This is a genomic window from Microbacterium halotolerans (assembly GCF_003569805.1).
In the GTDB taxonomy this organism is placed as follows: domain Bacteria; phylum Actinomycetota; class Actinomycetes; order Actinomycetales; family Microbacteriaceae; genus Microbacterium; species Microbacterium halotolerans.
The window spans coordinates 284,212-307,351 of the sequence record NZ_KZ984051.1 but is presented as its reverse complement, the minus strand read 5'-3'; the positions used below and the strand labels follow the sequence as shown (position 1 = coordinate 307,351).

General features: G+C 68.2%; 21 protein-coding genes. 18 read left to right on the top strand and 3 right to left on the bottom strand.

What is annotated here, in order from left to right; translation table 11 throughout:
• Positions 1–120: 120 nt before the first annotated feature.
• From DZG09_RS01350 to DZG09_RS01325, 6 genes are all read left to right on the top strand, one after another.
• The gene (locus DZG09_RS01350) at positions 121–1,479 is read left to right on the top strand and encodes an ABC transporter substrate-binding protein (protein WP_119695945.1); all 1,359 of its coding nucleotides are present in this window, start codon (positions 121–123) and stop codon (positions 1,477–1,479) included.
• 93 nt (positions 1,480–1,572) lie between these two features.
• Positions 1,573–2,544 (top strand): carbohydrate ABC transporter permease, encoded by a 972-nt coding sequence (locus DZG09_RS01345; RefSeq protein ID WP_240423593.1) that lies wholly within the window; start codon positions 1,573–1,575, stop codon positions 2,542–2,544.
• Positions 2,541–3,389, top strand: a complete 849-nt coding sequence (locus tag DZG09_RS01340; protein ID WP_119695944.1) for a carbohydrate ABC transporter permease — start codon at positions 2,541–2,543, stop codon at positions 3,387–3,389. Before DZG09_RS01345 ends, DZG09_RS01340 begins: the two co-directional genes overlap by 4 nt.
• A gap of 5 nt (positions 3,390–3,394) precedes the next feature.
• Entirely contained in the window at positions 3,395–4,879 is a 1,485-nt protein-coding gene (locus DZG09_RS01335) for an FGGY-family carbohydrate kinase (RefSeq protein WP_119695943.1), read from the top strand.
• Positions 4,858–5,667: a DeoR/GlpR family DNA-binding transcription regulator gene (locus tag DZG09_RS01330; protein ID WP_162893093.1), complete on the top strand. Its 810-nt coding sequence runs from the start codon at positions 4,858–4,860 to the stop codon at positions 5,665–5,667. Before DZG09_RS01335 ends, DZG09_RS01330 begins: the two co-directional genes overlap by 22 nt.
• A gap of 73 nt (positions 5,668–5,740) precedes the next feature.
• Complete coding sequence (locus tag DZG09_RS01325; RefSeq protein ID WP_119695941.1) at positions 5,741–6,838, top strand: 1-phosphofructokinase family hexose kinase; 1,098 nt, start codon at positions 5,741–5,743, stop codon at positions 6,836–6,838.
• 68 nt (positions 6,839–6,906) lie between these two features.
• Here the strand turns inward: DZG09_RS01325 and DZG09_RS01320 are convergent, their stop codons facing one another.
• Positions 6,907–7,947, bottom strand: coding sequence for a LacI family DNA-binding transcriptional regulator (locus DZG09_RS01320; protein ID WP_119695940.1), 1,041 nt, complete (start codon positions 7,945–7,947; stop codon positions 6,907–6,909).
• A gap of 428 nt (positions 7,948–8,375) precedes the next feature.
• Here DZG09_RS01320 and DZG09_RS01315 point away from each other — a divergent pair, with 428 nt between their 5' ends.
• From DZG09_RS01315 to DZG09_RS01260, 12 genes are all read left to right on the top strand, one after another.
• On the top strand, positions 8,376–9,272 hold the full coding sequence (locus tag DZG09_RS01315) for a GntR family transcriptional regulator (RefSeq protein ID WP_162893092.1): 897 nt from the start codon (positions 8,376–8,378) through the stop codon (positions 9,270–9,272).
• Positions 9,269–10,288, top strand: coding sequence for an NAD(P)-dependent oxidoreductase (locus tag DZG09_RS01310; protein WP_119695938.1), 1,020 nt, complete (start codon positions 9,269–9,271; stop codon positions 10,286–10,288). The genes DZG09_RS01315 and DZG09_RS01310 overlap by 4 nt, the downstream gene beginning before the upstream one ends.
• Positions 10,285–11,883, top strand: a complete 1,599-nt coding sequence (locus DZG09_RS01305; RefSeq protein ID WP_162893091.1) for an FGGY family carbohydrate kinase — start codon at positions 10,285–10,287, stop codon at positions 11,881–11,883. The genes DZG09_RS01310 and DZG09_RS01305 overlap by 4 nt, the downstream gene beginning before the upstream one ends.
• Positions 11,884–11,907: 24 nt before the next feature.
• Positions 11,908–12,792: a 3-hydroxy-5-phosphonooxypentane-2,4-dione thiolase gene (lsrF, locus tag DZG09_RS01300; protein ID WP_119695936.1), complete on the top strand. Its 885-nt coding sequence runs from the start codon at positions 11,908–11,910 to the stop codon at positions 12,790–12,792.
• On the top strand, positions 12,789–13,154 hold the full coding sequence (locus DZG09_RS01295; RefSeq protein WP_119695935.1) for a cupin domain-containing protein: 366 nt from the start codon (positions 12,789–12,791) through the stop codon (positions 13,152–13,154). The genes lsrF and DZG09_RS01295 overlap by 4 nt, the downstream gene beginning before the upstream one ends.
• Complete coding sequence (locus DZG09_RS01290; protein ID WP_119695934.1) at positions 13,154–14,161, top strand: ABC transporter permease; 1,008 nt, start codon at positions 13,154–13,156, stop codon at positions 14,159–14,161. The genes DZG09_RS01295 and DZG09_RS01290 overlap by 1 nt, the downstream gene beginning before the upstream one ends.
• Positions 14,162–14,225: 64 nt before the next feature.
• Positions 14,226–15,512, top strand: a complete 1,287-nt coding sequence (locus tag DZG09_RS01285) for a sugar ABC transporter substrate-binding protein (RefSeq protein WP_119695933.1) — start codon at positions 14,226–14,228, stop codon at positions 15,510–15,512.
• Positions 15,513–15,521: 9 nt separating this feature from the next.
• Positions 15,522–17,060: a sugar ABC transporter ATP-binding protein gene (locus DZG09_RS01280; RefSeq protein ID WP_119695932.1), complete on the top strand. Its 1,539-nt coding sequence runs from the start codon at positions 15,522–15,524 to the stop codon at positions 17,058–17,060.
• A 31-nt stretch (positions 17,061–17,091) separates the two neighbouring features.
• Positions 17,092–17,592 carry a VOC family protein gene (locus tag DZG09_RS01275; protein ID WP_119695931.1) on the top strand — a complete coding sequence of 167 codons (501 nt, stop codon included), beginning with the start codon at positions 17,092–17,094 and terminating at the stop codon, positions 17,590–17,592.
• Between the two features lie 81 nt (positions 17,593–17,673).
• On the top strand, positions 17,674–18,939 hold the full coding sequence (locus DZG09_RS01270) for an ABC transporter substrate-binding protein (protein ID WP_162893090.1): 1,266 nt from the start codon (positions 17,674–17,676) through the stop codon (positions 18,937–18,939).
• Between the two features lie 22 nt (positions 18,940–18,961).
• A complete protein-coding gene (locus DZG09_RS01265) occupies positions 18,962–19,876 on the top strand; it encodes a carbohydrate ABC transporter permease (protein WP_162893089.1) in 915 nt (304 codons plus the stop codon).
• Entirely contained in the window at positions 19,873–20,781 is a 909-nt protein-coding gene (locus tag DZG09_RS01260) for a carbohydrate ABC transporter permease (RefSeq protein WP_119695928.1), read from the top strand. The genes DZG09_RS01265 and DZG09_RS01260 overlap by 4 nt, the downstream gene beginning before the upstream one ends.
• A gap of 22 nt (positions 20,782–20,803) precedes the next feature.
• Here the strand turns inward: DZG09_RS01260 and DZG09_RS01255 are convergent, their stop codons facing one another.
• Positions 20,804–21,697 (bottom strand): tagatose-bisphosphate aldolase, encoded by an 894-nt coding sequence (locus DZG09_RS01255; RefSeq protein ID WP_119695927.1) that lies wholly within the window; start codon positions 21,695–21,697, stop codon positions 20,804–20,806.
• Between the two features lie 58 nt (positions 21,698–21,755).
• Positions 21,756–23,093 carry an FGGY family carbohydrate kinase gene (locus tag DZG09_RS01250; RefSeq protein ID WP_119695926.1) on the bottom strand — a complete coding sequence of 446 codons (1,338 nt, stop codon included), beginning with the start codon at positions 23,091–23,093 and terminating at the stop codon, positions 21,756–21,758.
• Between the last annotated feature and the right edge of the window lie 47 nt (positions 23,094–23,140).

Sequence of the window (23,140 nt, the reverse complement as noted above, 5' to 3'; positions counted from 1 at the left end):
TCACAAACTCACATCTGGTCTTGTGGTTTTCCTCGCGATCGGGCATCGTTTAGTTCGCTCAGCGGTCGGAACCACACATCCGACCGTGCCATCGGGTCAACGAAGACGAAAGGGCACATCATGACACAGCACACAGGCCGCCGACGCATCGTCGCAGGGGTCGGCCTTCTCGCAAGCGGCGCGCTGCTGGCCAGCTGCGCCGGCGCGGGCGGGGGCGGAGGTGGCGGCGGTGAGGACGGCGTCACGACGCTGACCCTCGCGACCGTGAACAACCCCCAGATGGTCGACATGCAGGAGCTCGCGGACGCCTTCCACGAGGAGCACGAGGACATCAGGGTCGAGTTCGTGCAGATGGAGGAGAACGACCTCCGCGACAAGGTCACCACCGACATCTCGACGGGCGGTGGCCAGTACGACATCATGACGATCGGATCGTACGAGGTGCCGATCTGGGCCGAGAACGGCTGGCTCGCCGACCTCACCGAGTACTCGTCGGCCGAGGAGTACGACGTCGACGACCTGATGCCGCCCGTGCGCGATGCGCTGACGGTCGACGACAGTCTCTACGCCGTGCCGTTCTACGCCGAGTCGTCGTTCCTGATGTACAACAAGGAGATCCTCGATGAGGCGGGCCTCGAGGTGCCTGAGCACCCGACCTGGCAGGAGATCGCCGACATGGCGCGCGAGGTCGACGACGATGACACCACGGGCATCTGCCTGCGCGGCAAGCCGGGATGGGGCGAGCTGTTCGCGCCGCTGACCACAGTCGTGCAGACCTTCGGCGGCAACTGGTACGACGAGGACTGGAACGCACAGGTCGACGGCGAGGGCTTCACCGAGGCCGTGCAGTTCTACACCGACCTCGTCTCGGACGCCGGTGAGTCCGACCCCGTCTCCTACGGCTTCACCGAGTGCCTGAACCTGTTCACACAGGGCGACGCGGCGTTCTGGTACGACGCCACGAGCGCGGCAGGCTCCGTCGAGTCAGCCGAACTGAGCGATGTCGCCGGCAAGATCGGCTACGCACACGCGCCGACGGTCGAGACGGATGAGTCCGGCTGGCTGTGGGCGTGGAACCTCGCGATCCCGGAGTCCTCGGAGAAGAAGGACGCCGCGTGGGAGTTCATGCAGTGGGCCACGAGCAAGGAGTACGTCGAACTGGTCGGCAACGAGCTCGGCTGGAGCCGCGTGCCCCCGGGGTCGCGCCAGTCGACGTACGAGCTCGCTGAGTACCAGGAGGAGGCGGGAGCCTTCGCCGACCTCACGTACGACATCATGACGGCAGTCGACCCGACGCAGCCTGGCGTCGACCCGCAGCCGTGGACCGGCATCCAGTACGTGACGATTCCGGAGTTCCAGGACGTCGGCAACCAGGTCTCGCAGGAGATCGCCGAGGTCTTCGCCGGGCGGGCCAGCGTCGAGGACGCACTCGCCGCAGGACAGAAGATCGCGCAGGACGCGGGAGACGCGCAGAAGTAGCGCCCTCCGCGGGTCGGGCCGGAGACGGCCCGGCCCGCACCCCGCCGTCACAGCGACGGATACGACCCACCATCCCCTCCCGAGGAGTCCGCAATGGCAATCGCCGATTCGACTCGCCTCGTGGTGACCGCCCCTGAAGCGAAAGCACGCAGCAAGCGCAAGGCACCTAAGGTGCCGATGACGCCGCGCGAGCGGAAGAACCTCCGTCTCGCCCGCGCTCTGCTGTGGCCAGCGCTCGCCGTCGCGATCGTCATCACGCAGGTGCCGTTCCTCATCACGATCTACTACTCGTTCCAGACGTGGAACCTGCAGCGCCCGGGCGACCGCGGCTTCGCGGGTTTCGACAACTACGCCAGGGTGCTCGCGAACGGCGAGTTCTTCAGCTCGCTGTGGGCGACCGTCCTCATCGTCGGCGTCAGCGCGATCGTGTCGCTCGTCGTCGGCATGCTGCTGGCGATGCTGCTCGACCGGAAGTTCTTCGGCCAGGGCCTTGCGCGCACCCTGCTCATCACGCCGTTCCTGATGATGCCGGCCGCGTCGGCGCTCATCTGGAAGTGGTCGATGCTCGACAACGATGCCGGGTTCGTGAACTGGGCGCTCGGATTCATCGGCATCGATCCGGTCGCGTGGAACACCAGCTTCCCCGTCGCCACCGTGATCATCGCGCTGGCATGGCAGTACACGCCGTTCATGATGCTGATCCTGCTGGCCGGGCTGCAGAGCCAGCCGCAGGATGTGATCGAGGCAGCGTCGGTCGACGGCGCCGGGCCCCTGCGCACGTTCGTATCGATGACGCTGCCGCACCTGCGCCAGTACGTCGAACTCGCCGTGCTGCTCGGCGTCATCCTGATGCTGCAGGTGTTCGACCCGATCGCGATCATGACGAAGGGCACCGGCGGCACGAAGACCATGGCCTACCTGCTGTACGAGCGCGCGTTCATCGGGCTCGACATCGGGGAAGCCGCAGCGTACGGCGTGCTGACGGTGATCGTCACGATCATCGTGGCCACGATCGCGCTGCGCACGCTGTTCAAGATGTTCAAGGTGGAAGGAGACCTGAGATGAGCACTGCAGTCGTCCCCCCTGGGGGTCGCGCGCGCAAGCGCGTCATCGGCGGTGTGCTCACCGTCGTCACCTGGGTCGTCACACTCGGGTTCTTCTTCCCGGTCGCGTGGATGGTGTTCACAGCGTTCAAGCCGGAGCGCGCGGCGTCGACGAACCCGCCGACGTTCATCACCGAGCTCACGTTCGACAACTTCGTGCGGGTGTTCGACTCCGGGTTCTCCGCGTACCTGATCAACTCGTTCTCGGCATCCGTGATGTCGACGATCATCGTGATGGTGCTCGCGTTCCCCGCCGCCTACGGGCTCTCGGTGCGGCCGATCGTGAGATCCACCGACGCGCTGTTCTTCTTCATCTCGACGAAGTTCCTGCCGCTGGCGGCGGCGATCATCCCGATCTATCTGCTGCTGCAGAACTTCGGAATGCTCGACAACGTCAGCGCCCTGACGATTCTGTACCTCGGCATGAACCTGCCGCTCGCGGTCTGGATGATGCGTTCGTTCCTGATGGAGGTGCCGCGCGAGATCATCGAGGCGGCACAGGTCGACGGCGCCAAGTTCAGCACCGAGATGCTGCGGATCGTGCTGCCGCTGGTCGCACCCGGCATCGCAGCGGCCGCGCTGATCTGCTTCATCTTCGCCTGGAACGAGTACTTCCTGGCGAATCTGCTCACGTCCACGGTCGCCCGTACGGCCCCGCCGGCGCTGGGCAGCTTCGTCTCGGGTCGCGGGCAGTTCCTCGCGGTGCTGAGCGCCGCGGCGACGGTGGCCGTGCTGCCGGTGATCATCGCGGGGTGGGTGGCGCAGAAGCGCCTCGTGCGCGGCCTCGCGATGGGTGCCATCAAGTAGTCGATATGACTGGTCCTCTCTTCCTCGGCATCGACGCAGGCCAGACGACGGTGAAGGCGGTCGTACACGACGACCGCCTTCACCCCGTCGCGACCGGGCGACGATCGAGCCCCGTGCACCACCCGCGGCCGCGGTTCGCCGAGCGCACGCAGGATGAGCTCTGGGCGAGTGCGGCCGGAGCGATCGCCGACGCCGTCTCGCAGGTGGATGCGAGCCGGATCGCCGCGATCGGCATCAGCGGCCACGGAGACGGGCTGCACCTCGTCGACGATGACGGCGGGCCCGTCTCGCCCGCGATCACGGCGATGGACGGGCGCGCGTTCCGCGAGTGGCAGCGGATCACCGGCGTCGCCGACAGAGCGAAGACGATCCTCGAGGTGTCGGGGCAGCAGGCGCCGCTCGGCGGTGCCGGACCGCTGCTCGCCTGGATGCGGGAGAATGATCCGGATGCCACGGAGCGCGCCGCGCATCTGATCTGGTGCAAGGACGTGCTGCGGCTGCGCCTGATCGGAGGGCGGCCGGAGACCGATCTCTCCGACGCGACGGCGTCGTTCCTCGACATGCGTCGCGGTGAATGGAGCCGGGAGGTGCTGGAGGCGTACGACCTCGGGTGGGCCGAGCGACTGCTGCCGCCGCTGCGCCGCTCCGCCGACATCGCGGGAGCCGTCACCGCGGATGCCGTCGCAGCGACCGGGCTGGCGGAGGGGACTCCCGTCGTCGTCGGGCTGCACGACGTGCAGGCGTCGGCGATCGGATCCGCGGCGCTCGTGCCCGGTCGGCTCTCGCTCATCGCCGGATCGTTCAGCACCAACGGTGTGACGACGACGGGCGATGAGGTCGATCCCCGCTGGCAGTGCCGCGTCTCCATCCGGCCCGATCTGCGGGTGGCGATGTCGACGTCGCCGACCGCGTCGCCCGCTCTCGAATGGGCGGTGCGGGTATTCGGAGGCGAGGCGGACGACGCCCGCGATGCGCTGTTCGCCGAGGCGGCGGCGCTCGAGCCCGACGCCGACACCCCCGCGATGCTCCCGTATCTGCTCGGATCACCGCTGGGTGATGCGCCGACGGCGGCGTTCGCAGGAATCGGCGCGGGGCACGGTCGCGGGCACGTGTTCCGCGGCGTGCTCGAGGGCATCGTCTGCATGCACGTGTGGCACACCCGCGCGCTGGCGACGAGCTACGACTGGAGCGGACCCATCCGGCTCGGCGGCGGCATCTCGCGCTCGCCGCTGTACGTGCAGATGGTGGCGGATGCGATGGGACAGCCGGTCAGCGTCGTGCGCGGAGACGAGGTGGGCGCTTTCGGAGCTGCCGCCGTCGCGGCGCTCGGCGTCGGGCACTTCGCGTCGATCGACGAAGCGCAGGAACTCGTCGAACTCGCAGATCCCGTCGTGCCCCGCGTCGAACTCGCCGGGCACTGGCAGCGTATCGTCGCGCGCTTCGACGCTCTGAACGATAGCCTCGCTCCGTGGTGGAACGAGAACGCCTGATGTCGGCGAAGCAGGGCGGAACGGCGATGAGGCACGAGGGCATCCTCGCCCAGCTGGCGCGGCAGCAGCGCGTGCACGTGTCGGACCTGGCCGCGCGCTTCGACGTCTCGGAGGAGACGATCCGGCGCGATCTGGTCGCCCTCGAGCACAGCGGCGACGCTGTGCGCGTGCACGGCGGCGCGATCGTGCCGACGGCGGCGGTCGAGCCGGGACAGATCAGACCGGCGGTCGATGACGACGGAGTCGTCGGTGCCGTGCTCGGGCTGCTGCCGGCATCAGGAAGCGTCTACCTCGCCTCGGGGCCGGTCTCGCACGCCGTTGCGGAGGCGCTGCCCGACGCCGCCGACCGCACGCTCATCACCTCGTCGATCGAGATCGCACTGCTCGCCGCCATCAAGCCGGCGACGGTCGTCTACAACCTCGGGGGGAGGGTGCGCGGCGACGTGCGCTCGGGGGACGCGCAGTTCGGTCCGTGGACGAACGAACTGCTCGCCGAGCTGCGGATCGGGACCGCCGTGATCGAGGTCGGTGCCATGGGCCAGGACGGAGCGGTGCTGGCGCAGACGCCGCAGCAGGCGGAGCAGGTGGAGCAGGCGCTCGAGATCGCGGAGCGGCGAGTGCTCGTGGTGACGGGCCGCGGCAGTGAACCGGGTCTGGCAGTCGCCGCGGGACTGGCCGATTTCGACGACATCGTCTCGGTCGCGCAGCTTCCCCGCGATCTCGCAGCGCGGGCGGCCGAAGCCGATATCCGGGTCGTGGTGCCGGAGGCGGCGGGGGCTGCGGCATGAGCGGTCCAGGCGACGCGTCCTGCGCGACTCGACGAAATGATCCGTCGGCGCAGCGTGCGGAGAGGGCATCCGGATGAGCGGAATCGTGACCGTGACGCTCGCCCCGGCGATCGACCTGACGTATCGGGCGGACGCCGTGGTTCCCGGGGCCGTGAACCGCGCCAGCGCGTGGACCCGGGAACTCAGCGGCAAGGGCGTCAACGTCTCGCACGCTGTGGCGCTGTCTGGCACGCGCACCGTCGCCGTGCTGCCGATGGCAGAGGCGGATGCGCGTGAAGCGGAAGCGGAATGGCTGCGGCCGGTCGCGGCCCGTGAGCGCACGCGCGTGAACGTGACGATGGTCACCGCCGACGGCGTGACGACGAAGCTGAACGCTCCGACGAGCCCGCTGACGCACGGCGAGGTGGAGGCGGTGCTCGCCGAGACCGTCAGCCGGGTGCGGGCGATCGGCGCGGACTGGATCGTGCTGGCAGGCTCGGTGCCCCCGCTCGCCGCGGAGGGAGAAGGCGCGCCGGGCGGCGGCTCTGTCGACCTGTGCCGTCTGATCGATGCGCTCTCTGCGGAGACCGATGCGCGAATCGCGGTCGATACCAGCGGTGGCGCGCTCGAGGGCGTGTTCGCGCGCTCTCTCGCACGGGTCGCGCTGGTGAAGCCGAACACGCACGAGCTCGCCGCGGCGACGAGTCTTCCGCTGCGCACGCTCGGCGAGGTGCGCAGCGCCGCGCTCCGGTTGGTCGAGCGCGGCTGCGAGACCGTGTACGTCTCGATGGGCGAGGACGGCGCACTCGCCGTCACACGCGACGGCTCGTGGTGGGCCCGCGCCGCCCCCGCCGCGATCATCAACTCCACCGGCGCGGGCGATGCCTCGCTCGCCGGCTTCCTCGTACACGCTCTCGCCGCCGCGCCAGGCTCGCGAGATGCGCACCTTTCGTCGAGATGCGCCGATATTGACGCCGATCTGTCGAAAAAGTGCGCATCTCGCGAGCCGGATGAGCCGGATGCGCCGCGCGCAGGCATCGATGTGGCGGCCGCTATCGCGGGCGCCGCCAGCTTCGGGGCGCTCTCCGTGTCTCAGTCGGGAACCCTGCTGCGCGACCCGGCCTCGGCACCGCAGGCCACCGTCATCGCAGACCCCGACGGCGACATCCGGCTGGCCGACCCGGCGGGGTAGGCGAATCGCGAACGTACCTGTTGTGATCGAGCGTATGCCTCAGAACCGGACGCAAGGGGCATAACCGGTCACAACGGGTACGCCCTGCGCGGCGCGGGTGTGCTGTCCCGCACGGTCAGGTGCATCGGGATGAGCGGATGTTCGCGGGCCGGTTCGGCGGGGGACTCGAAGCGCTCGAGCGCCCGCTCTGCGGCGCGGCGACCGAGCTCGGCGGGGTCCTGCGCCATCACGGTGACCGCGGGGGTCAGCGCGTGCGCCATCGGGAAGTCGCCGATGCCGACGAATGCCCACCCTCCGTGCTTCAGCGACTCGAAGGCCCTCATCGTGACGCGGGCGTTCGCCGTGACCGCCGCGGTCGGCGGATCGGGCAGTGCCCGCATCCGCGCGATCGCCGCCGCGGCCGATTCGGGATCGGTCGCCTCGATCGAGACGAGTTCGTGCCGCGGATGATCGGAGTCGTCGGTCGCGTGCGCTGCGACATCCGTCGGCTCGATCCCCGCATCGCGCAGGCCGAGCCGCCACCCGTCTCGGCGGCGCTGGGTGCTCGGCGGATGCACACTGTCTGCCAGGAACGCGATGCGCCGGTGGCCGCGTGAGACCAGGTGCTCGACGGCCCGTCGCGCACCGTCGAGGTCGTCCTCGCGCAGCTCCTCCGCCTCGACGCCCTGCGCCGGGCGGTCGACGAACTCGATCGGCGTGTGCTCCAGCCACGGCTCAAGCCACGACTGGTCCTGCGCGACCGGCGCGAGGATCAGCCCCATCAGCTGCGCCTTCAGCAGAGCCTCGATCACATCGCGCTCCCGCTCCGGATCGTCGCCGATGCTGGCGACCAGCGTGGTGACGCCGGCCGGCGCGCACACGGTCTCGACCGCCCGCACGATCGCGGCGAAGAACGGGTCGCCGACATCCGGAATCGCCACGCCGACCGACTGCGACCGCCCGTGCCGGAATGTGCGCGCGAGCACGTTCGGCACGTAGCCGGTCTCACGCATGGCGCGCTCGACGCGGTCGCGGGTCTCCGGCCGCACGTGCGGGTCGGCGTTGAACACGCGCGACACCGTCTTCGCGCTCACCCCCGCGTGCGAGGCCACATCCTGCATCGTCGACATATTGCGCTTACCCTATCCGGCGCTTCGTGTCGCGCGTGGACCGCTCGCTCCGGAACGTGTCGTGCAGGCGGTCGAGAGAAGCGCATTCGCCGACGCATGCGTCCTTGCTGCTGTCTGCGGGCTGCGTCGTCTGGGGCTCTCTGCGATCTGGATGCCGTCGCAACCTACGGCGCCGGATTCCTCACTTGTCTGGTTCATCAGTCGATGCGCACAATCCTGTGAGGCCATGACGGTGCGTCAATGCCCCTCGAACGCATAAATGTCCAGTTCATCAGTGGTTTCTCCGAGAATCTGAGATTCGAGGGATTTCTGCTCACTTGTCTCTACTGCAGGTACAAGTTGCCCGCCACGATAGGTACAAGCCGCCGACAGCACAGTCGCTGTCCGTAGATTCTCAGGCGGTTTCGTATCGATGGAGAGACGAAGCTGTGACATTGCCGATTCCCGAGCTCGACCGTGCATCCGGCGCACCGATCTGGTTTCAGATCATGCGTGCGATCGAGCGGTCGATCGCCGAAGGCGTATGGCATGAGGGCGATAAGCTGCCGAGCGAGCACGCGTTGTGCGCGCACTACGACGTGTCGCGAACCACTGTGCGAGAGGCGCTCTCCCACCTGACGACCGCGGGGATCGTGACGCGCAGACAGGGCAAGGGCGCCTTTGTCGCGCACCTGCCCGGCCCCTCTGCGTGGACGCTGCCTTCCGCCCCCAGCCTGCTCGGGGAGTACAGCGAGGACGGCAAGAGCGCCCTCACCTCGACGATTCTTCGCTCCGGCATCGAACCGCTGCCATCGTGGGCGGCTGCCGTCGTCGGCCGCGGGGATGCGGGAGAACCGGACGGATACGGCTTCGTCCTCGAGCGCGTTCGCGCCATCGGCGCCCGTACGGCGGTGCACGTGGTCAACTACATGCCGCGTCGTTTCGCGGGGCTCGTTCCCGACCTGCGGGAGCCTCGAGCGAGTCTGTACAACGTGGTGACCCGTGTCGCCGGGGTGCGCATCGCTCGCATGCACAGGACGATCGAGGCGGCGATCGCCGATCGCACGCTTGCACCGCTCCTGGAAGTGGAGATCGGGCATCCGATCGTCGTCGTCGAAGCAGTGGCGTACGACAGCGACGGCGCGCCCATCGACTTCTCCCGCGCCTCCGTGCGCACAGACCGTCTGCGCGTGAGCGTCGACACGGGGTTCGACTCCACCGGCATGTCCGGTGCGGATGCGGCCGGTCACTATCCCTCGGCACGCGCATCGGCTCGAGGTCGGCCGCGGCGCGTGCAGCCGACCTCAGCGAACCCAGCGAACCCCTCGAAGGAGCAGAAATCGTGACGAAGAACCGGATCCTCATCATCGGCGACAGCTATATGAACGCTGAGACGTTCCGCGTCGCATTCGACGCGCGCGGGCTCGACGCCGACGTCGAGACGGTCGGCCCGCAGGCGGCGTCGACCGACGTATCGGCGATTCGTGAGTTCGAGGGCGATCCGGCGCAGGTGGCACGACTCATCGCCGGTTACGAGGTCGTCGCTCTGCATGCGGCTCCCATCACCGCCGATGTGCTCGATGCCGCCGCGGAGCTGCGTCTGGTCGGATGCGCCCGTGGCGGCCCGGTGAACGTCGACATCGCGGCAGCGAAGGCCCGCGGCGTTCGAGTGACGACGACGCCGGGCAAGAACGCCGATGCCGTCGCGGACCTCACGATCGGGTTTCTCGTCTCGCTCCTGCGCAACGTGCCCGCCTCGCTCCGGGAGGTCGACGATCGCGTCAGGACAGGGCGGCAGCTCGCCGAGTCGACTTTCGAAGGCGCCCGTTGGTTCGGCCGGGAGCTGAGCACGACCACTCTCGGCCTCGTCGGCTACGGCAACGTCGCACGCCTCGTGTCACAGCGGGCACGTGCGCTTGGCACCCGGGTGATCGCATACGACCCGTTCGTCGACCCGGCCTCCGTGCCGGAGATCGAGGTCGTGGCCGAGCTGAACGATCTGTTCGCCCGTTCCGAGGTCGTCAGCGTGCACGCTCGCGCAACGGAGGACAACCGCGGCATGGTGGGCGCCGAGCAGTTCGGCGCGATGCGGCAGGGGAGCCTGTTCATCAACACCGCTCGTGAGTCCCTCGTCGACGAGCAGGACCTTCTCGAGGCGCTGACCTCGGGGCATCTCGGTGGAGCAGCACTGGACGTGAACGAGCCCGACGGCCCATGGCGGGAGCTCGTTGCGCAGTCGAACCTCGTGCTGACGCCGCATCTCGCGGGGGCGACCTACGAGACTCTCCAGCGCGGCGCGGAGATGCTCGCTTCCGAGGTCGACGCCTTCCTGGCCGGCGACGAACTGCGGTGGGAACGATGACGACTCCCGTCTTCCTCGCGATCGATGCGGGCACCGGATCCGCTCGAGCGCTGGCCTTCGACGCGGACGGACGGCTCGTCGCGCACGCCCATCGCGAGTGGTCGCACGCGGCCGTCGAGGGGCATCCAGGCGGCACCGTGTTCGACACGGACGAGGGGTGGCACGCGGTATCCGGTGCCGTACGAGATGTCGCAGATGCCCTCGCCGGCGCATACTCCGTCGCGAGCGTCGCCGCATCAAGCATGCGTGAGGGGTTCGTGCTCTACGACCGCGCGGGAGTCGAGCTCTGGGCCTGCCCCAACACCGACGGGCGAGCGCGTCGTGAAGCCGACGAACTGGTCGTCGACGGAACGGCGGACGACATATACCGCATCGCCGGCGACTGGGTCTCGATCACCGCGCCCGCGCGCATTCGCTGGATCGCACGCCATGAGCCGGAGCTGCTCACGCGCGCCGCGCATCTCGGCATGCTCAGCGACTGGGTCGCGACGCGGCTGACCGGTGAGTTCACCACGGAGCCGACCTGTGGCTCCAGCTCCGCACTGTTCGACCTGTCGGAGCGCGACTGGTCGGGCGCGCTCGCCGACCGCGTCGGCATCGACTCGGCGATACTGCCGGACGTCGTCGAGTGCGGGGAGCGCATCGGCTCGGTCACACCGACGGCGGCCGCGGCGACCGGGCTCCCCGTCGGAACGCCCGTCGTCGCGGGCGGTGCGGACACGCAGCTCGCCCTGCACGGCATCGGGGCGCAGCGAGGTCGCCCCACGATCGTCGGCGGCACCTTCTGGCAGACGACGAGCGTGATCGACAGACCGCTCGTCGACCCTGAACGTCGTCTGCGCACACTGTGCCACGTCGAACCGGGGCAGTGGATGATCGAGGGCATCGGCTTCCTCAGCGGGCTGGCCATGCGATGGTTCAGGGACGCCTTCTGCGGCGACGCCGTCGCCGCGGCGCGCGACGGAGAGGCATCGGCGTTCGCCGTGATGGAGGAGTGGGCCGCAGAGATCCCGCCTGGTGCGAACGGCGTGCTCGCACTTCTCGCCGACACGATGCAGGCGGATGCCTGGCACCACACCGCCCCCACGTTCACCGGGTTCGACATCACCGATCAGGGCGCAACCGGTCGCGGCGCGTTCATCCGAGCCATCGAAGAGGCTGCGGCGTACATCGCCCGCGACCACGTGCGGATCCTCTCCGAGATCACGTCCGGCGCGGCAACGGCAACGGGTGAGGTCACGTTCACCGGGGGATCGAGCGCCGGACGACTATGGCCTGAGATCATCGCAGGCACCACAGGACTCGACGTGCGGGTGACGCCTGCGCCGGAAGCGACGTCGTACGGCGCCGCACGTCTCGCGGCCAGGGGCGTCGGGGCCGATCTCGCACCGATGTCGACGCCTCAGCGCACGATCACCGCGAGCGAGTACGACATCGCCCAGTACAACCGTGCCTCCGCGAAATGGCGGCGCGCCTACGACGCATCCCGAGGGATCTCCTCGGCCGGCGTCGACCCCCTGTTCGTGCCGCCGGGCGCCGCCCGAGCGGCGGGAGCGACCCGCTCCGCAACAACCATCGTCGGCGCAGGACGCTGACAGCTACGGAAGGAGACCCGTCTCATGGCTGACCTCGAAGGAAACCGCGACGCGAAGACGTTCGCCCCACAGACCCCGCTCGCGACGTTCTCTCACGCCGTGCGCGGCGCATCGAACCTCGACTGGGGGATGCAGCACCGGCTCTCTCGGATCCTGAGTCCCGATACCGGACGCACCGTGATGCTCGCATTCGACCACGGATACTTCCAGGGTCCGACCCGCGGTCTCGAGCGCGTCGACCTCAACATCGCGCCGCTCGAAGCACAAGCGGACGCGCTGATGTGCACGCGCGGTGCGCTGCGCACATCGATCCCGCCCGCAACCCAGGCGGGTCTCGTGCTCCGCGCATCCGGCGGCCCGTCGATCCTGAAGGAGCTATCCGACGAGCACCCTGCGATGTCGATGCGCGACGCGATCCGCGTCGACGCCGATGCAGTCGCCGTGCAGGTGTTCATCGGCGGAGAACACGAATCTCGCAGCGTGAAGAACCTCACCTCTCTCGTGGATTCCGGATACGACGCGGGCATCCCCGTACTCGGCGTCACGGCCGTCGGCAAGGAGCTCACTCGCGACGCTCGCTACCTGGGCCTCGCGACACGCATCATCGCGGAGCTGGGCGCGCAGATCGTGAAGACCTATTACTGCGAGGAGGATTTCGAAGACGTCGTGGCCGGCTGTCCCGTGCCCGTCATCATGGCCGGGGGCAAGAAGCTTCCCGAGCTGGAGGCGCTGACGATGGCGAGCCGCGCAGTCCGCGCTGGTGCCGCCGGAGTCGACATGGGGAGGAACATCTTCCAGAGCAGCAGCCCGTCGGCGATGCTGGCCGCAGTGCGCGCCGTTGTGCACAGCGACGCGCAACCGGAGGAAGCATACGAGATCTTCCGCGAAGCCGCAGGAGATGCATCATGACGGCGGAGGTGCTGCGACCCGCTGACGCCGAACTGCGCTTCGGCGAGTGGGGCCCTGCGTATCTGTCGAAGGCCGAAGCCGCGGCGTTCGGCACGGTGGTGCTCAGACCGGGCGACGCATTCGACAATCACCTGCATGAGCGGCACACCGAGTCGTTCGTCGCACTCGAGGGAGAAGCAGAGGTGTGGATAGACCGCACCCGCCGCGCAACGCTGCGCGCGGGTGAGGTGCTGCACGCAGAACCCGGCGAAGAGCACTTCCTGCGGAACGTCGCGGGGCAGCTGTTCCGAGCCGTGTTCGTCAAGACCCCCTGGGTCGACGGCGACAAGGTCGAGCGCCCGTGGCAGCCGGAGGACGACTGATGAGCGGGACGACGGGAACATCGCTGACTGCGCGTGTCACGACGCAGCGCAGCCGGGCGGAGAGAGGCGGGAGGCTGCGGTCGCAGCTGGTGCTCCTCGCTCCGATCGTCGCGCTCCTCGTCCTGATCGTGTTCTTCGCGATCACCACGCCGACGTTCCTCACCGCGGCGAACTTCCAGAACCTCGTCAGGCAGATGGCCGTGCTGCTCGTCGTCGCCCTCGGCGCAACATACGTCGTGCTCATCGGCAGCATCGATCTGTCGATCGGGTCGATCGTGACGCTCACGGGCGTGAGCGCCGCGATGCTGACGACCGCGTTGGGGCCGTGGGGTGCCGTTCTCGGATTCGTCGTCGGCCTGTTGTGCGGCCTCGTCAACGGTGTTGTGCACGTGCACCTGAAGGTGCCGAGCTTCATCGTCACTCTCGGGACGATGTTCGTCTTCGCCGGCCTCGCCCTCATCGTGACCGGCGGGCGGCCGCAGGCACTGCGCTCGCCGGAGCTCGGCGCACTCTTCGGAGGCACGCTGTTCGGCGTGGTGCCGAAGATCGCACTGTGGGCGCTACTTGCGCTCGTCGTGGCCGTGGTCGTCGAACGACTGCTCGTCTTCGGGTATCGGGCGCGCGCCGTCGGCGACAACGAGACGGTCGCGAAGCTGTCGGGCATAGACGTGCAACGGGTGAAGCTGCTCGCTTTCGTGCTCTCCGGGGTGTTCGCCTCGTTCGCCGGACTGCTCCTCATGGTCCGCACGAACTCGGCATCGGGCAGCATGGGCGAGCCCTTCCTGATGGAGGCGCTCGCGGCGATCCTGCTCGGCGGAACATCCCTGATGGGCGGAGTGGGCGGTCCGTCGCGCACCGTGCTCGGCGTGCTCGTCATCTCCGTGCTCAGCAACGGAATGAACCTCGCCAGCGTCGATCCGTTCCTGCAGCAGACGATCAAGGGCGCCGTGCTCATCGCGGCCGTCGCCGTCACTCTCAACCGTCGCGAGCTCTCGAGCGTCAAATAGACCGTCGCCTCTGAGCGGCAGAGTTCGCTTTCCCCTCCCTCACTCGCACACAAGGAAGTGTCATATGAACAAGTCATTCCGTCGTACCGCCGTCGCACTCGCTGCGGCCGCCGCTCTGACGACTTCGATCGTCGGCTGCGCGTCCGATGGCTCAGAACCCGCGGCCGATCCCGATGCGCCGACCGTCATGATCCAGGTGCCGTCGCTCGACAACTCGTACTGGGCAGATGTCATCAAGGGCGCAGAGGCCGCCGCTGACGAGCTCGGTATCAATTCGGACGTGCAGGTCTACGGCCAGTCCATCGACACCCAGCTCAGCCAGATCCAGCAGGCCGGCTCGAAGGGCATCGACATGGCGATGGTCTTCGCTCAGGACCAGGCATCGTCGCCGACGCTCATCCGAGCGGCGACGGATCAGGGCGTCTACATCACGAACGTCTTCTCGAACCAGCCGTGGTCCACTCCGCGCGAAGCGGAGTACGACGATCACTACGTCGGCTACTTCCTGCCGGACAACGTGCAGGACTCGTACAACATGGCTGCGTCGGTGCTCGATCAGATCGGCGGAGAAGGCGAAGTCCTGCACATCACCGGAACGCCGGGCAACACCACCTCAGATGAACGGCAGCTGGGTGTCGACCGTGCGCTCGCGGAGTTCCCGGATGTCGAACTCGTCGGGCGGGAGAGCGGCGGAGAGAGCCGTGTGGATACACAGCCCGTGATCGAGGACCTGCTGACGGCGCACCCGGATGTGAAGGCCGTCATCTGCCACAACGACGACTCGGCGATCGCCGTCATCAACGCGCTGCGCGAACGGAGCATGTCCGAGGTCAAGGTCGGCGGCATCGACGCCATCGAGGAGTTCCTCGATGACATGAGCGCGGGTGGAAATGCGGCTGCGACGGTTGCGATCCACGGCGCCTGGTTCGGAGGCTACAACGTGGTCCGCCTGTACGACGCGTTCGAGGGGGCCGAATACTCCGCATCCGAGTCGATGATGTTCCAGGACTCGCTGACGATCGATACCGGCGACGCGGCGGACGAGTACCAGTCGGTGGTGTACGACGCCGACCCGCTTCCGTTCGACTGGGCGGCGATGTCGCGCGCTGTCTCCGGTGACGACTGGGACACGCAGCTCCCGCTGCGGCCGATCGATCCGGACGAGTACTGGGGCCGGATCGACCAGCCCGCACCGGACGGGTATGCGCTTCCGGATGATCTCGGATCGGAGCTCGCCGACGGTTCGATCGAGTCGGTCGCAGGGGCGCATCTCGAACATGCGGTGTCGAATCCGCTGGGCAGCGCGATCGGGCTGACGCGCGCCGGCGAGTCCTCGTTCGGTCAGAAGTAGGGACGCGTCATGCCTCGCTTGGAGACCACTGCGCACGCAGCGCGAGAGCCTCGTCTGTCGACGGCCGGCGTCGGGAAGGTGTTCGATACGACGCGAGTGCTCGACGACGTCTCGATCGATGTGTCCGCGGGCGAGATCGTCGGGCTCATCGGCGAGAACGGCGCGGGGAAGTCGACCCTCATGGACATCATGTGCGGCGTGCTCAAGCCCACCGATGGCGTCCTGCGGGTCGACGGCGACGACGTCGAGCTCGAGACGCTCGTCGATGGCGCTGTGCGAGGCATCTTCCGCGTCTTCCAGGAGCAGAGCCTCGTTGCGCGACTCCCCGTTGCAGTGAACCTGTGTCTGGGAGCCGAGGACCGGTTCAGCACCGCAGGCGTGTTCCGCGCTTCACGCGCACGGGAGCATGCCCGTTCGCTGCTGACCGAACTGGGGCTCGAGTACGACGTCGATCGACCAGTGGGCGACTACTCGTTCGGCGAACGACAGCTCCTCGAGATCGCCCGCGCCGTCTCGTTGTCGCGCATCTTCCGCACGTCGCATCCGGTGATCCTCATGGACGAGCCGACGGCCGCGCTGTCGGGCGCCGAACTCGAGATCTTCTTCGAGCTGCTCGTCCGTCTCCGCGCGGCGGGCGCGGGATTCGTGTTCGTCTCGCATCGGCTTCCCGAGTTGCTGAAGTACTCCGATCGGCTGTACGTGCTCAAAGACGGCGCGTTGGTCGACGAGGTGTCGCCCGAGACGTCTGAGGCCGAACTGCACAGGCTGATGGTGGGGCGCGAGCGCGCGGACGACGTGTACCAGAAGTCGCGCCAGACCGGCCCGTCCGGCGCCGTGCGGCTGGCTGCTTCCGGGGTAGCCGCGGCAGGCCTGCAGCCGACGGACCTGCGTGTGCACGCCGGTGAGATCGTCGGCGTCGGCGGGCTGCTCGGATCGGGCAAGAACCAACTCGCAGCGGCCCTGTTCGGCGCCGCTGAGTCGACGGGCTCGATTGCGGTCGACGGTGCCGAGGTGCGTCGCAGCGTCGCTTCGCGTGTGAGATCGCGAATGGGCTACATCCCTCTGCACCGTCATGCGGAGGGGGCGAGCCTCGGTCTGTCGATCGCCGAGAACGTCAACGAGGTGAGCCTCGGTCGCCGACCTGGTCTCGGGGTTCGTCATCGTCAGCGGGAGATCGCCGAAGCGCGCGCATGGGCCGAGAGGCTTCGTGTGCGGATGCGGTCCGTGGAGCAGCGTGTGCGGACTCTGTCCGGCGGCAATCAGCAGAAAGTCGTCTTCGCCAAATGGCTGTCGCAGGGAGCCGAGGTGATCCTGGCGGACAACCCCACCCGAGGCGTCGACGCAGGAGCGAAGGAAGAGATCTACGGGCTCCTCCGAGATCTCACCGATCAGGGTGCAGCCGTTCTGCTCGTCAGCGACGACCTGCTCGAGCTGATCGGCCTGTCCGACCGGATCCTTCTCATGCACGACGGAGCGGTCACCGGTGAGATCCCTTCACCCAAAGAGCACCCTGCCAGCGAAGAAGCCGTTGTAGCCCTCATGGTCTGAACGCCATCACCCCACTCGACAAGGAGAGAAAATGACCGAAAGCACCGAATCGAAGCACACCATCAGCCAGATCTGCATCGTCGTACGCGACCTCGAGCGATCGATGAAGGAGTACAGCGAGCGTCTGGGTTGGGGCCCGTGGAAGGTCTTCGAATACAAGGCGCCGTTCCTTCACCACACGCACCTGCGCGGCGAAGATGCGGAGTTCACGATGATCGCGGCCGAGACGATGGTCGGCGATCTCGGATTCGAACTGATCCAGCCGACGGGAGGAGCATCGATCTACCAGGAGTTCCTCGACGAGCACGGCGAGGGTGTGCAGCACATCGCCGTCATGAAGCACGATGCGAGCGAAGCCGAGGAACTGGTCGAGGAGCTCGGCGCACCGAAGGTGATGGGCGGACGCACCGCCGACAGCATCGAGTTCTACTACCTCGATGCCCGGCCGGAGCTCGGCGTCGTCATCGAGAGCGGAAGCGGGCATGCGATCGACATCGAGCCGACTCGCGTCGTCGATCACCGGAAAGGGTGAGAGCGCCGACAGGCGCAGGTCTCACCGAGCACAATGAAAGGACACATGATGGCTGCGCAACGAAGCAGGTCGTCGCGTCGCATGATCACCGCCTCCGTGATCGCTGCGGGCGTCATCGTCACCGCGGGATGCTCCGGAACTCCATCGGGGAGCGAAGGAGCGGGCACCCTCAGCGTGCTCATCGCGGCTCCCCAGGAAGGGGCGGGAAAGATCCTGGAGAAGGAGTTCGAAGCGACGCATGACGTCGACGTCGAGGTCGAGGTCGTGCCGTACGACCAGATCCAGTCGAAGGTCACCCTCGACGTGCAGTCCGGCACGAGCGCCTATGACGTCATCCAGTACTGGTACCCGACGGTCGGCGCGCTCGCCGAAGCCGGAGCGCTGGCGGACATCACGGACTGGGTGTCGGAGAGCGAGGACATCGATCAGGCTGACTTCATCGACGCCGTCTACCAGCCGTACACGCAGTACGACGGCGGCACGTACGGTGTCCCGATCGACGGCGATACGCACGTGCTGTTCTACAACAAGGAGATCTTCGAGCGGAACGATGTCCAGCCCCCCGCCACCTGGGAGGAGTACGTCGACGTCGCTCGCACCATCACGGAGAACGAGAGCGGCGACGGCGTGTACGGCACGGCGCTGCTCGGATCGAAGAGCGCGTTCAACATCGGGTCGTCGTTCTTCAATCGGATGGCGACGATGGCGGGCAACCCCATCGACCCGGCGCTGCCGCAGCTGGACGGCGATGTCGCCGTCCAGGCAGCGCAGGCGATGCTCGACGTCTCCGAGTACGCCCTGCCGAGTCCGCTGGAGATCGGTTTCGAACAGGCACTGCCGCAGTTCCTGTCGGGAAAGGTCGGCATGATCGAGTTCTGGACCGATCTCGGCGTGTTCGCGCAGGATCCCGAGCAGTCGCAGATCGTCGACGGGTGGGGCGTGGCCCCGCTGCCCGTCGGGCCGGAGGGCTCAGTCTCGGGTGCGCTGAACGCCGGATGGGCGATGGGGATCAGCCCGAACGCCGCGGACGAGGATCTCGCGAAGGAGTTCGTGGCATTCGCCTCGTCGGCGGAGACGAATGAGATGCTCATCACCACCACCGGGTCCGGTATCGACCCCACGCGCACGTCGACTCTCGAGAGCGAGGACTACGCGGAACTCGTTCCCGAAGTGGCCGACGTGAACGAACAGGTGCTGCCGAACGCGCAGTCCTGGCCGACGAGCCCATCGGCGCCGGAGATGATCCAGGTGCTCGGCGACAACCTCGCGCTGATGCTGCAGGGAAACGTCAGCGCTGAGGATGCCGTCTCCGATACCTGGGACGCGTGGCAGCCGTTGGCAGGCTGAGGCCTCGACTCCGGGAGTGCTCATGACTGCGATCACCCGACAGGTCGTCCGGCGACGCACGAGCCGGACGGCCTGGACGGGGCGGGCGATGCTCGTCCCGGCCGTTGCCGCCGTCTGCGTCATCGCGCTGTATCCGCTGATCTTCAGCGTGGCCGCGTCGTTCTCCGAGTCGGATCTGGGCAGGCAGTTCACCGAATGGGTCGGTGGTGCGAACTACGGCGCCATGTTCGCCGACGGTGTCACCGTGCCATCGCTCGCGCGATCCGTGGTGTTCGCGCTCGCATCGGCGATGCTCGCACTCGTCGGCGGCGCCGTCGTCGCATTGTGTCTTGACGTGGCAGTGAGATCGGGACGCGTTCTGAGAGTCCTGCTCCTGCTGCCGCTGATGACACCTCCCGTGATGGCGGGCGTGATCTGGCGTCTCATGCTGGCACCCACCGGCGGTCTGTTCAACAACATCCTCCAGGCCGTCGCCCCGGACGCCGAGCCCGTCCTGTTCCTCGGATCGAGTCCGGCAGCGATGGTCTCGGTGATCGTCGTCGACGCGTGGCAGTGGGCTCCGTTCTGCGCGCTGCTGGTCTTCGCCGCGCTGCAGACCCTTCCATCGGAGGTCTACGAAGCCGCGCAGGTGGACGGTGCCGGTGTGCTGCAGGTCTTCCGCCGCATCACCTTCCCGCTCATCCTGCCGTCTCTGCTCACGACGCTGCTGCTGAAAGCGGTGCTCTCATTCAAGGTCTTCGACCTCGTGTTCCTGATGACCGGAGGCGGTCCCGGATTCGACACCACGGTGTCGAGCTACGAGATCTACCGGACGGGGTTCCAGACATTCGACATCGGGGCGGCCGCCGCGCAGACCGTCGTGTTCCTCGTCCTCGTGACCATTGTGATCGTCCCGCTCAACGCGGCGCGGCGGCATGCGGAGAAAGGTGCATCGTGACCTCTGTCATCGGAACAGCCGATCGTCCGGATGCGACGCGCGCGGTCGTCCTTCCCGGATCGCGACCGTCGACCGCGCGTACTCGGAGCGGTTCGACGCGTTCGACCGCCGCGATCAAGTGGGCCGTGCTCGTCATCGCCGTCGCGGTCGCCGTCGCGCCGATTCTGTACCTCCTCGCGACATCGTTCAAGTCCCCGGACGACATACTGTCGACGCGGATGCTCCCGGCCCGCCTGGCCGTGGAGAACTGGGTCTCCGCGATGGCGAACTGGCCGATCTTCACCTACCTCGGCAACTCTCTGCTCGTGGCCGCCGTCGCCGTCGTGGTCGCGCTCGTCATCGCGGTGCCCGCGAACTACGCGATCGCCCGGCTCGGCGTCGGCGGAAGTCAGACGCTGCTGCTCATCGTGTCGGCGTACATCGCGCCGCCCGTCGTCGCGATCGTTCCCCTCTTCCTTCTGGTGCGAACGGCCGGGCTGATGAACTCGCCGCTCGGTCTCGGTCTTGTCGAGGGGCTGATGCTGACACCGGTCGCCGTGTGGCTCCTCGACGGCTTCTTCCGGGCCATCCCGGAGGAGATCGACGAAGCAGCGCAGCTCGACGGCTGCGGCCCCGTGAGAACACTGGTGTCCGTTCTCATGCCGCTCATCGTTCCAGGACTGGTCGCCGTCGGCATCATCGTCTTCATCCTGGTCTACAATGACTTCCTCGTCCCGCTGCTGCTCACGCAGAGCGGCGACGCGCAGACCCTGCCGGTCGGCATCGCGCTCATGCAGGGCGGTCGTGAGGTGATGTTCGGCCAGATGGCGGCGGCGAGTCTGACGGGCATGGTCCCCGTCTATCTGCTGGCGCTTTTCGCACAGCGCTGGCTGATCGGCGGCCTCACGCAGGGCAGTGTGAAGTGACGTCTCCGCTCGCGTCACCCCGTCACCGCGCCGCCAGCTCCTCGTCGATCACCTCGGCCAGCTCTGCGGCGCGCACGGCGGCGACGCCGGTGAGTCGCTGCTCGCGCTCGTCGGCCGACGTCGACAGGCAGTCCTTCCACAGCGAGCGACCGGCCATCGCGCCCGCGCTGCCGTGGCGGACGGCGGTGCGCACCTGCCCGACGAAGGTGGCGTGATCGACGCCGGCCGACAGCACCGCCCACGGCACGCCCTGCGCGGCTGCATGCACGGCATCCGACGCCTCGGCCGACCCGGGGTACGGGATCTTCAGCACCTTCACGCCCTGCTCGACGCAGATCCTCGTCGCCTGCTCGATCAGCCCGCCGAACGCAGCGGCGTACTCGTCCTCGCTCTCACCGGGCAGTCGGTAGGTGAGGATCTCGACGATCAGCAGCACGCCCTCGTCGTTCGCGGCGGCGACGAGATCCCGGATGGCCGTGATGACCTCGTCCTCAGCGGCGCCCTGGTCGGGGCGAAGGTAGAAGAGCATCTTGGCCGCGTCGCCGCCGAGTTCGCGCACGCGCCGCGGTGACATGCCGTCGATGTAGCGGGTGCGGCGCAGCCCCTCGTCCGTCTCGGCGAATCCGCTCGCGTCGAGCGCGACGACCAGGCCGGTCTCCGGCGCGATCACGCCGTCGTCGACGATCTCGGGCAGCGCAGTCTCAGGATCGAGCAGGATCGCCGGTGCCCGGTTGCCGAGATGGCTCACCAGATCGGCCTTGGCGGCGGCGAGGCCCGCCCGGTCGACCGTCTGCGGGTCGTCGGTCATCACCTTCTTCATGCTGTTGCGCTGGTCGGCGGCGACGATCAGCATGCCGCCGCCCGGCGTGGTCAACCTGCTCAGTGCGCGGCGTTCCAGTGTGGTCAGCTCGTTCATGGGGCTCCTTCTCATGGGGTGGTTCGGGCGAGTCCGGATGTGCGGTGCACGTGGGTCGTCAAGGTGTGAGGGTTGATCGGAGGGCTCGAGCGGCGGTCAGCGCCGCTCCGTATGCGGTGTCCTGTTCGCGCTCGCTCACGCGCAGATCAGGCAGAACGGCGCTGCGGGCGCGACGCACGCTGCGCATCGATGACCAGCCGCCGGTGAGCAGCGCCGACGTCGCCGGCTGCACCTCCCGGTCGATCGCGTCGATGAGCAGCCGGATCTCGTCGTTGCTGTGGCGCAGGATCGCCTCGAACACGGCCGCCGGCGCGGCGTCGTCGGCGAGCACGCTCAGGCGCAGAGCGCCGTCGTCGTTGCGCGCACCCGAGACGTCGACGGCAGGCAGGTCGCCGTCGATGCGCATCACCTCGGCGTCGAGCGCGTCGCGGGCCTGCGTGCCCGCAACGCCGAACAGCCGCAGCGCGCGGCGCAGCAGCAGCCCCGTCTTGACACCGGCGACCAGCGCCCATCGGCCGGGGATCACGTGCGGGACGACGTTGATCAGGCGCTCGGCGAGCCGAGCGCGCGCCGTCAGATCGAGTGGAGTGTCGAGCACGCGCAGCAGCACTTCGGCTGTGCCGAGCGACACGTCGTAGCGGTCATCGGCGACACCCGCACCGGCGGAGGCGACGAGGTGATCGTGCCCCGCCACCGTGACGACCGCGTCGCGGAAAGCAGCGGGCACCCACGCGGCCCCCGCTGCGCCGGATGGTGTGCCGGCGTCGACGACGGGCGGGATCAGCGACTCATCCGTGCCGAGGTGTGCGAGCATCTCCGGCCACGCGCGACCGGTGTCCTGGTCGATCAGTCCGGTCCGGCCGAGCAGCGAGCGCTCGGCGACGAGCTCTCCGCCGAGCAGGTGCGCCGCCCACTCCGGCACACTCGAGAAGCGCGCACCGGCGAGCGGGATCCCCTCGTCGCGGCGAACGGCGATCTTGGTCGTGGTCACCTGAACCCCGAGGGGGATGCCGCATCTGCCGGCGAACTCCGCTGCGATCGTGGCGGGCACGCGGTCGAGCTGCTCGGCTCCGCGCGGGTCGAACCACGCCGGCGCCGGCGCAAGGGGTGCGCCGGCGGGTCCGACCAGGAACCCGGACTCGCCCATTCCCGTCGCTGCGATCGCGTCGACGCGCTCGCCTGGGCGCAGCTCGGCGAGACGGGCTGACGCGCGCCTCAGCAGCTCCTCGAGCGCGGCGTGCAGGGCTATCGGCTCCAGATCGGTCGTGCCGTCCGGCCCGGGCGCCCACGGCGTCGGAACCTGCTCGCGCAGCACCTCGTCATCCGGCGCATCCGCCGTGGTGACGAGCACCTTGATGCCGGTGCTGCCGATGTCGAGACCGGCGACGAGGCTCACGGGATCACCATCGATCCGGATGCATCGGCACGGGCGGAGCTCAGGTA

What these genes read in the sequence shown, in the direction of transcription:
- DZG09_RS01350 (WP_119695945.1), top strand. Translation starts at nt 121, where the DNA reads ATGACACAGCACACAGGCCGCCGACGCATCGTCGCAGGGGTCGGCCTT.
- DZG09_RS01345 (WP_240423593.1), top strand. Translation starts at nt 1,573, where the DNA reads ATGGCAATCGCCGATTCGACTCGCCTCGTGGTGACCGCCCCTGAAGCG.
- DZG09_RS01340 (WP_119695944.1), top strand. Translation starts at nt 2,541, where the DNA reads ATGAGCACTGCAGTCGTCCCCCCTGGGGGTCGCGCGCGCAAGCGCGTC.
- DZG09_RS01335 (WP_119695943.1), top strand. Translation starts at nt 3,395, where the DNA reads ATGACTGGTCCTCTCTTCCTCGGCATCGACGCAGGCCAGACGACGGTG.
- DZG09_RS01325 (WP_119695941.1), top strand. Translation starts at nt 5,741, where the DNA reads ATGAGCGGAATCGTGACCGTGACGCTCGCCCCGGCGATCGACCTGACG.
- DZG09_RS01320 (WP_119695940.1), bottom strand. Translation starts at nt 7,947, where the DNA reads ATGTCGACGATGCAGGATGTGGCCTCGCACGCGGGGGTGAGCGCGAAG.
- DZG09_RS01305 (WP_162893091.1), top strand. Translation starts at nt 10,285, where the DNA reads ATGACGACTCCCGTCTTCCTCGCGATCGATGCGGGCACCGGATCCGCT.
- lsrF (WP_119695936.1), top strand. Translation starts at nt 11,908, where the DNA reads ATGGCTGACCTCGAAGGAAACCGCGACGCGAAGACGTTCGCCCCACAG.
- DZG09_RS01295 (WP_119695935.1), top strand. Translation starts at nt 12,789, where the DNA reads ATGACGGCGGAGGTGCTGCGACCCGCTGACGCCGAACTGCGCTTCGGC.
- DZG09_RS01290 (WP_119695934.1), top strand. Translation starts at nt 13,154, where the DNA reads ATGAGCGGGACGACGGGAACATCGCTGACTGCGCGTGTCACGACGCAG.
- DZG09_RS01285 (WP_119695933.1), top strand. Translation starts at nt 14,226, where the DNA reads ATGAACAAGTCATTCCGTCGTACCGCCGTCGCACTCGCTGCGGCCGCC.
- DZG09_RS01280 (WP_119695932.1), top strand. Translation starts at nt 15,522, where the DNA reads ATGCCTCGCTTGGAGACCACTGCGCACGCAGCGCGAGAGCCTCGTCTG.
- DZG09_RS01275 (WP_119695931.1), top strand. Translation starts at nt 17,092, where the DNA reads ATGACCGAAAGCACCGAATCGAAGCACACCATCAGCCAGATCTGCATC.
- DZG09_RS01270 (WP_162893090.1), top strand. Translation starts at nt 17,674, where the DNA reads ATGATCACCGCCTCCGTGATCGCTGCGGGCGTCATCGTCACCGCGGGA.
- DZG09_RS01265 (WP_162893089.1), top strand. Translation starts at nt 18,962, where the DNA reads ATGACTGCGATCACCCGACAGGTCGTCCGGCGACGCACGAGCCGGACG.
- DZG09_RS01255 (WP_119695927.1), bottom strand. Translation starts at nt 21,697, where the DNA reads ATGAACGAGCTGACCACACTGGAACGCCGCGCACTGAGCAGGTTGACC.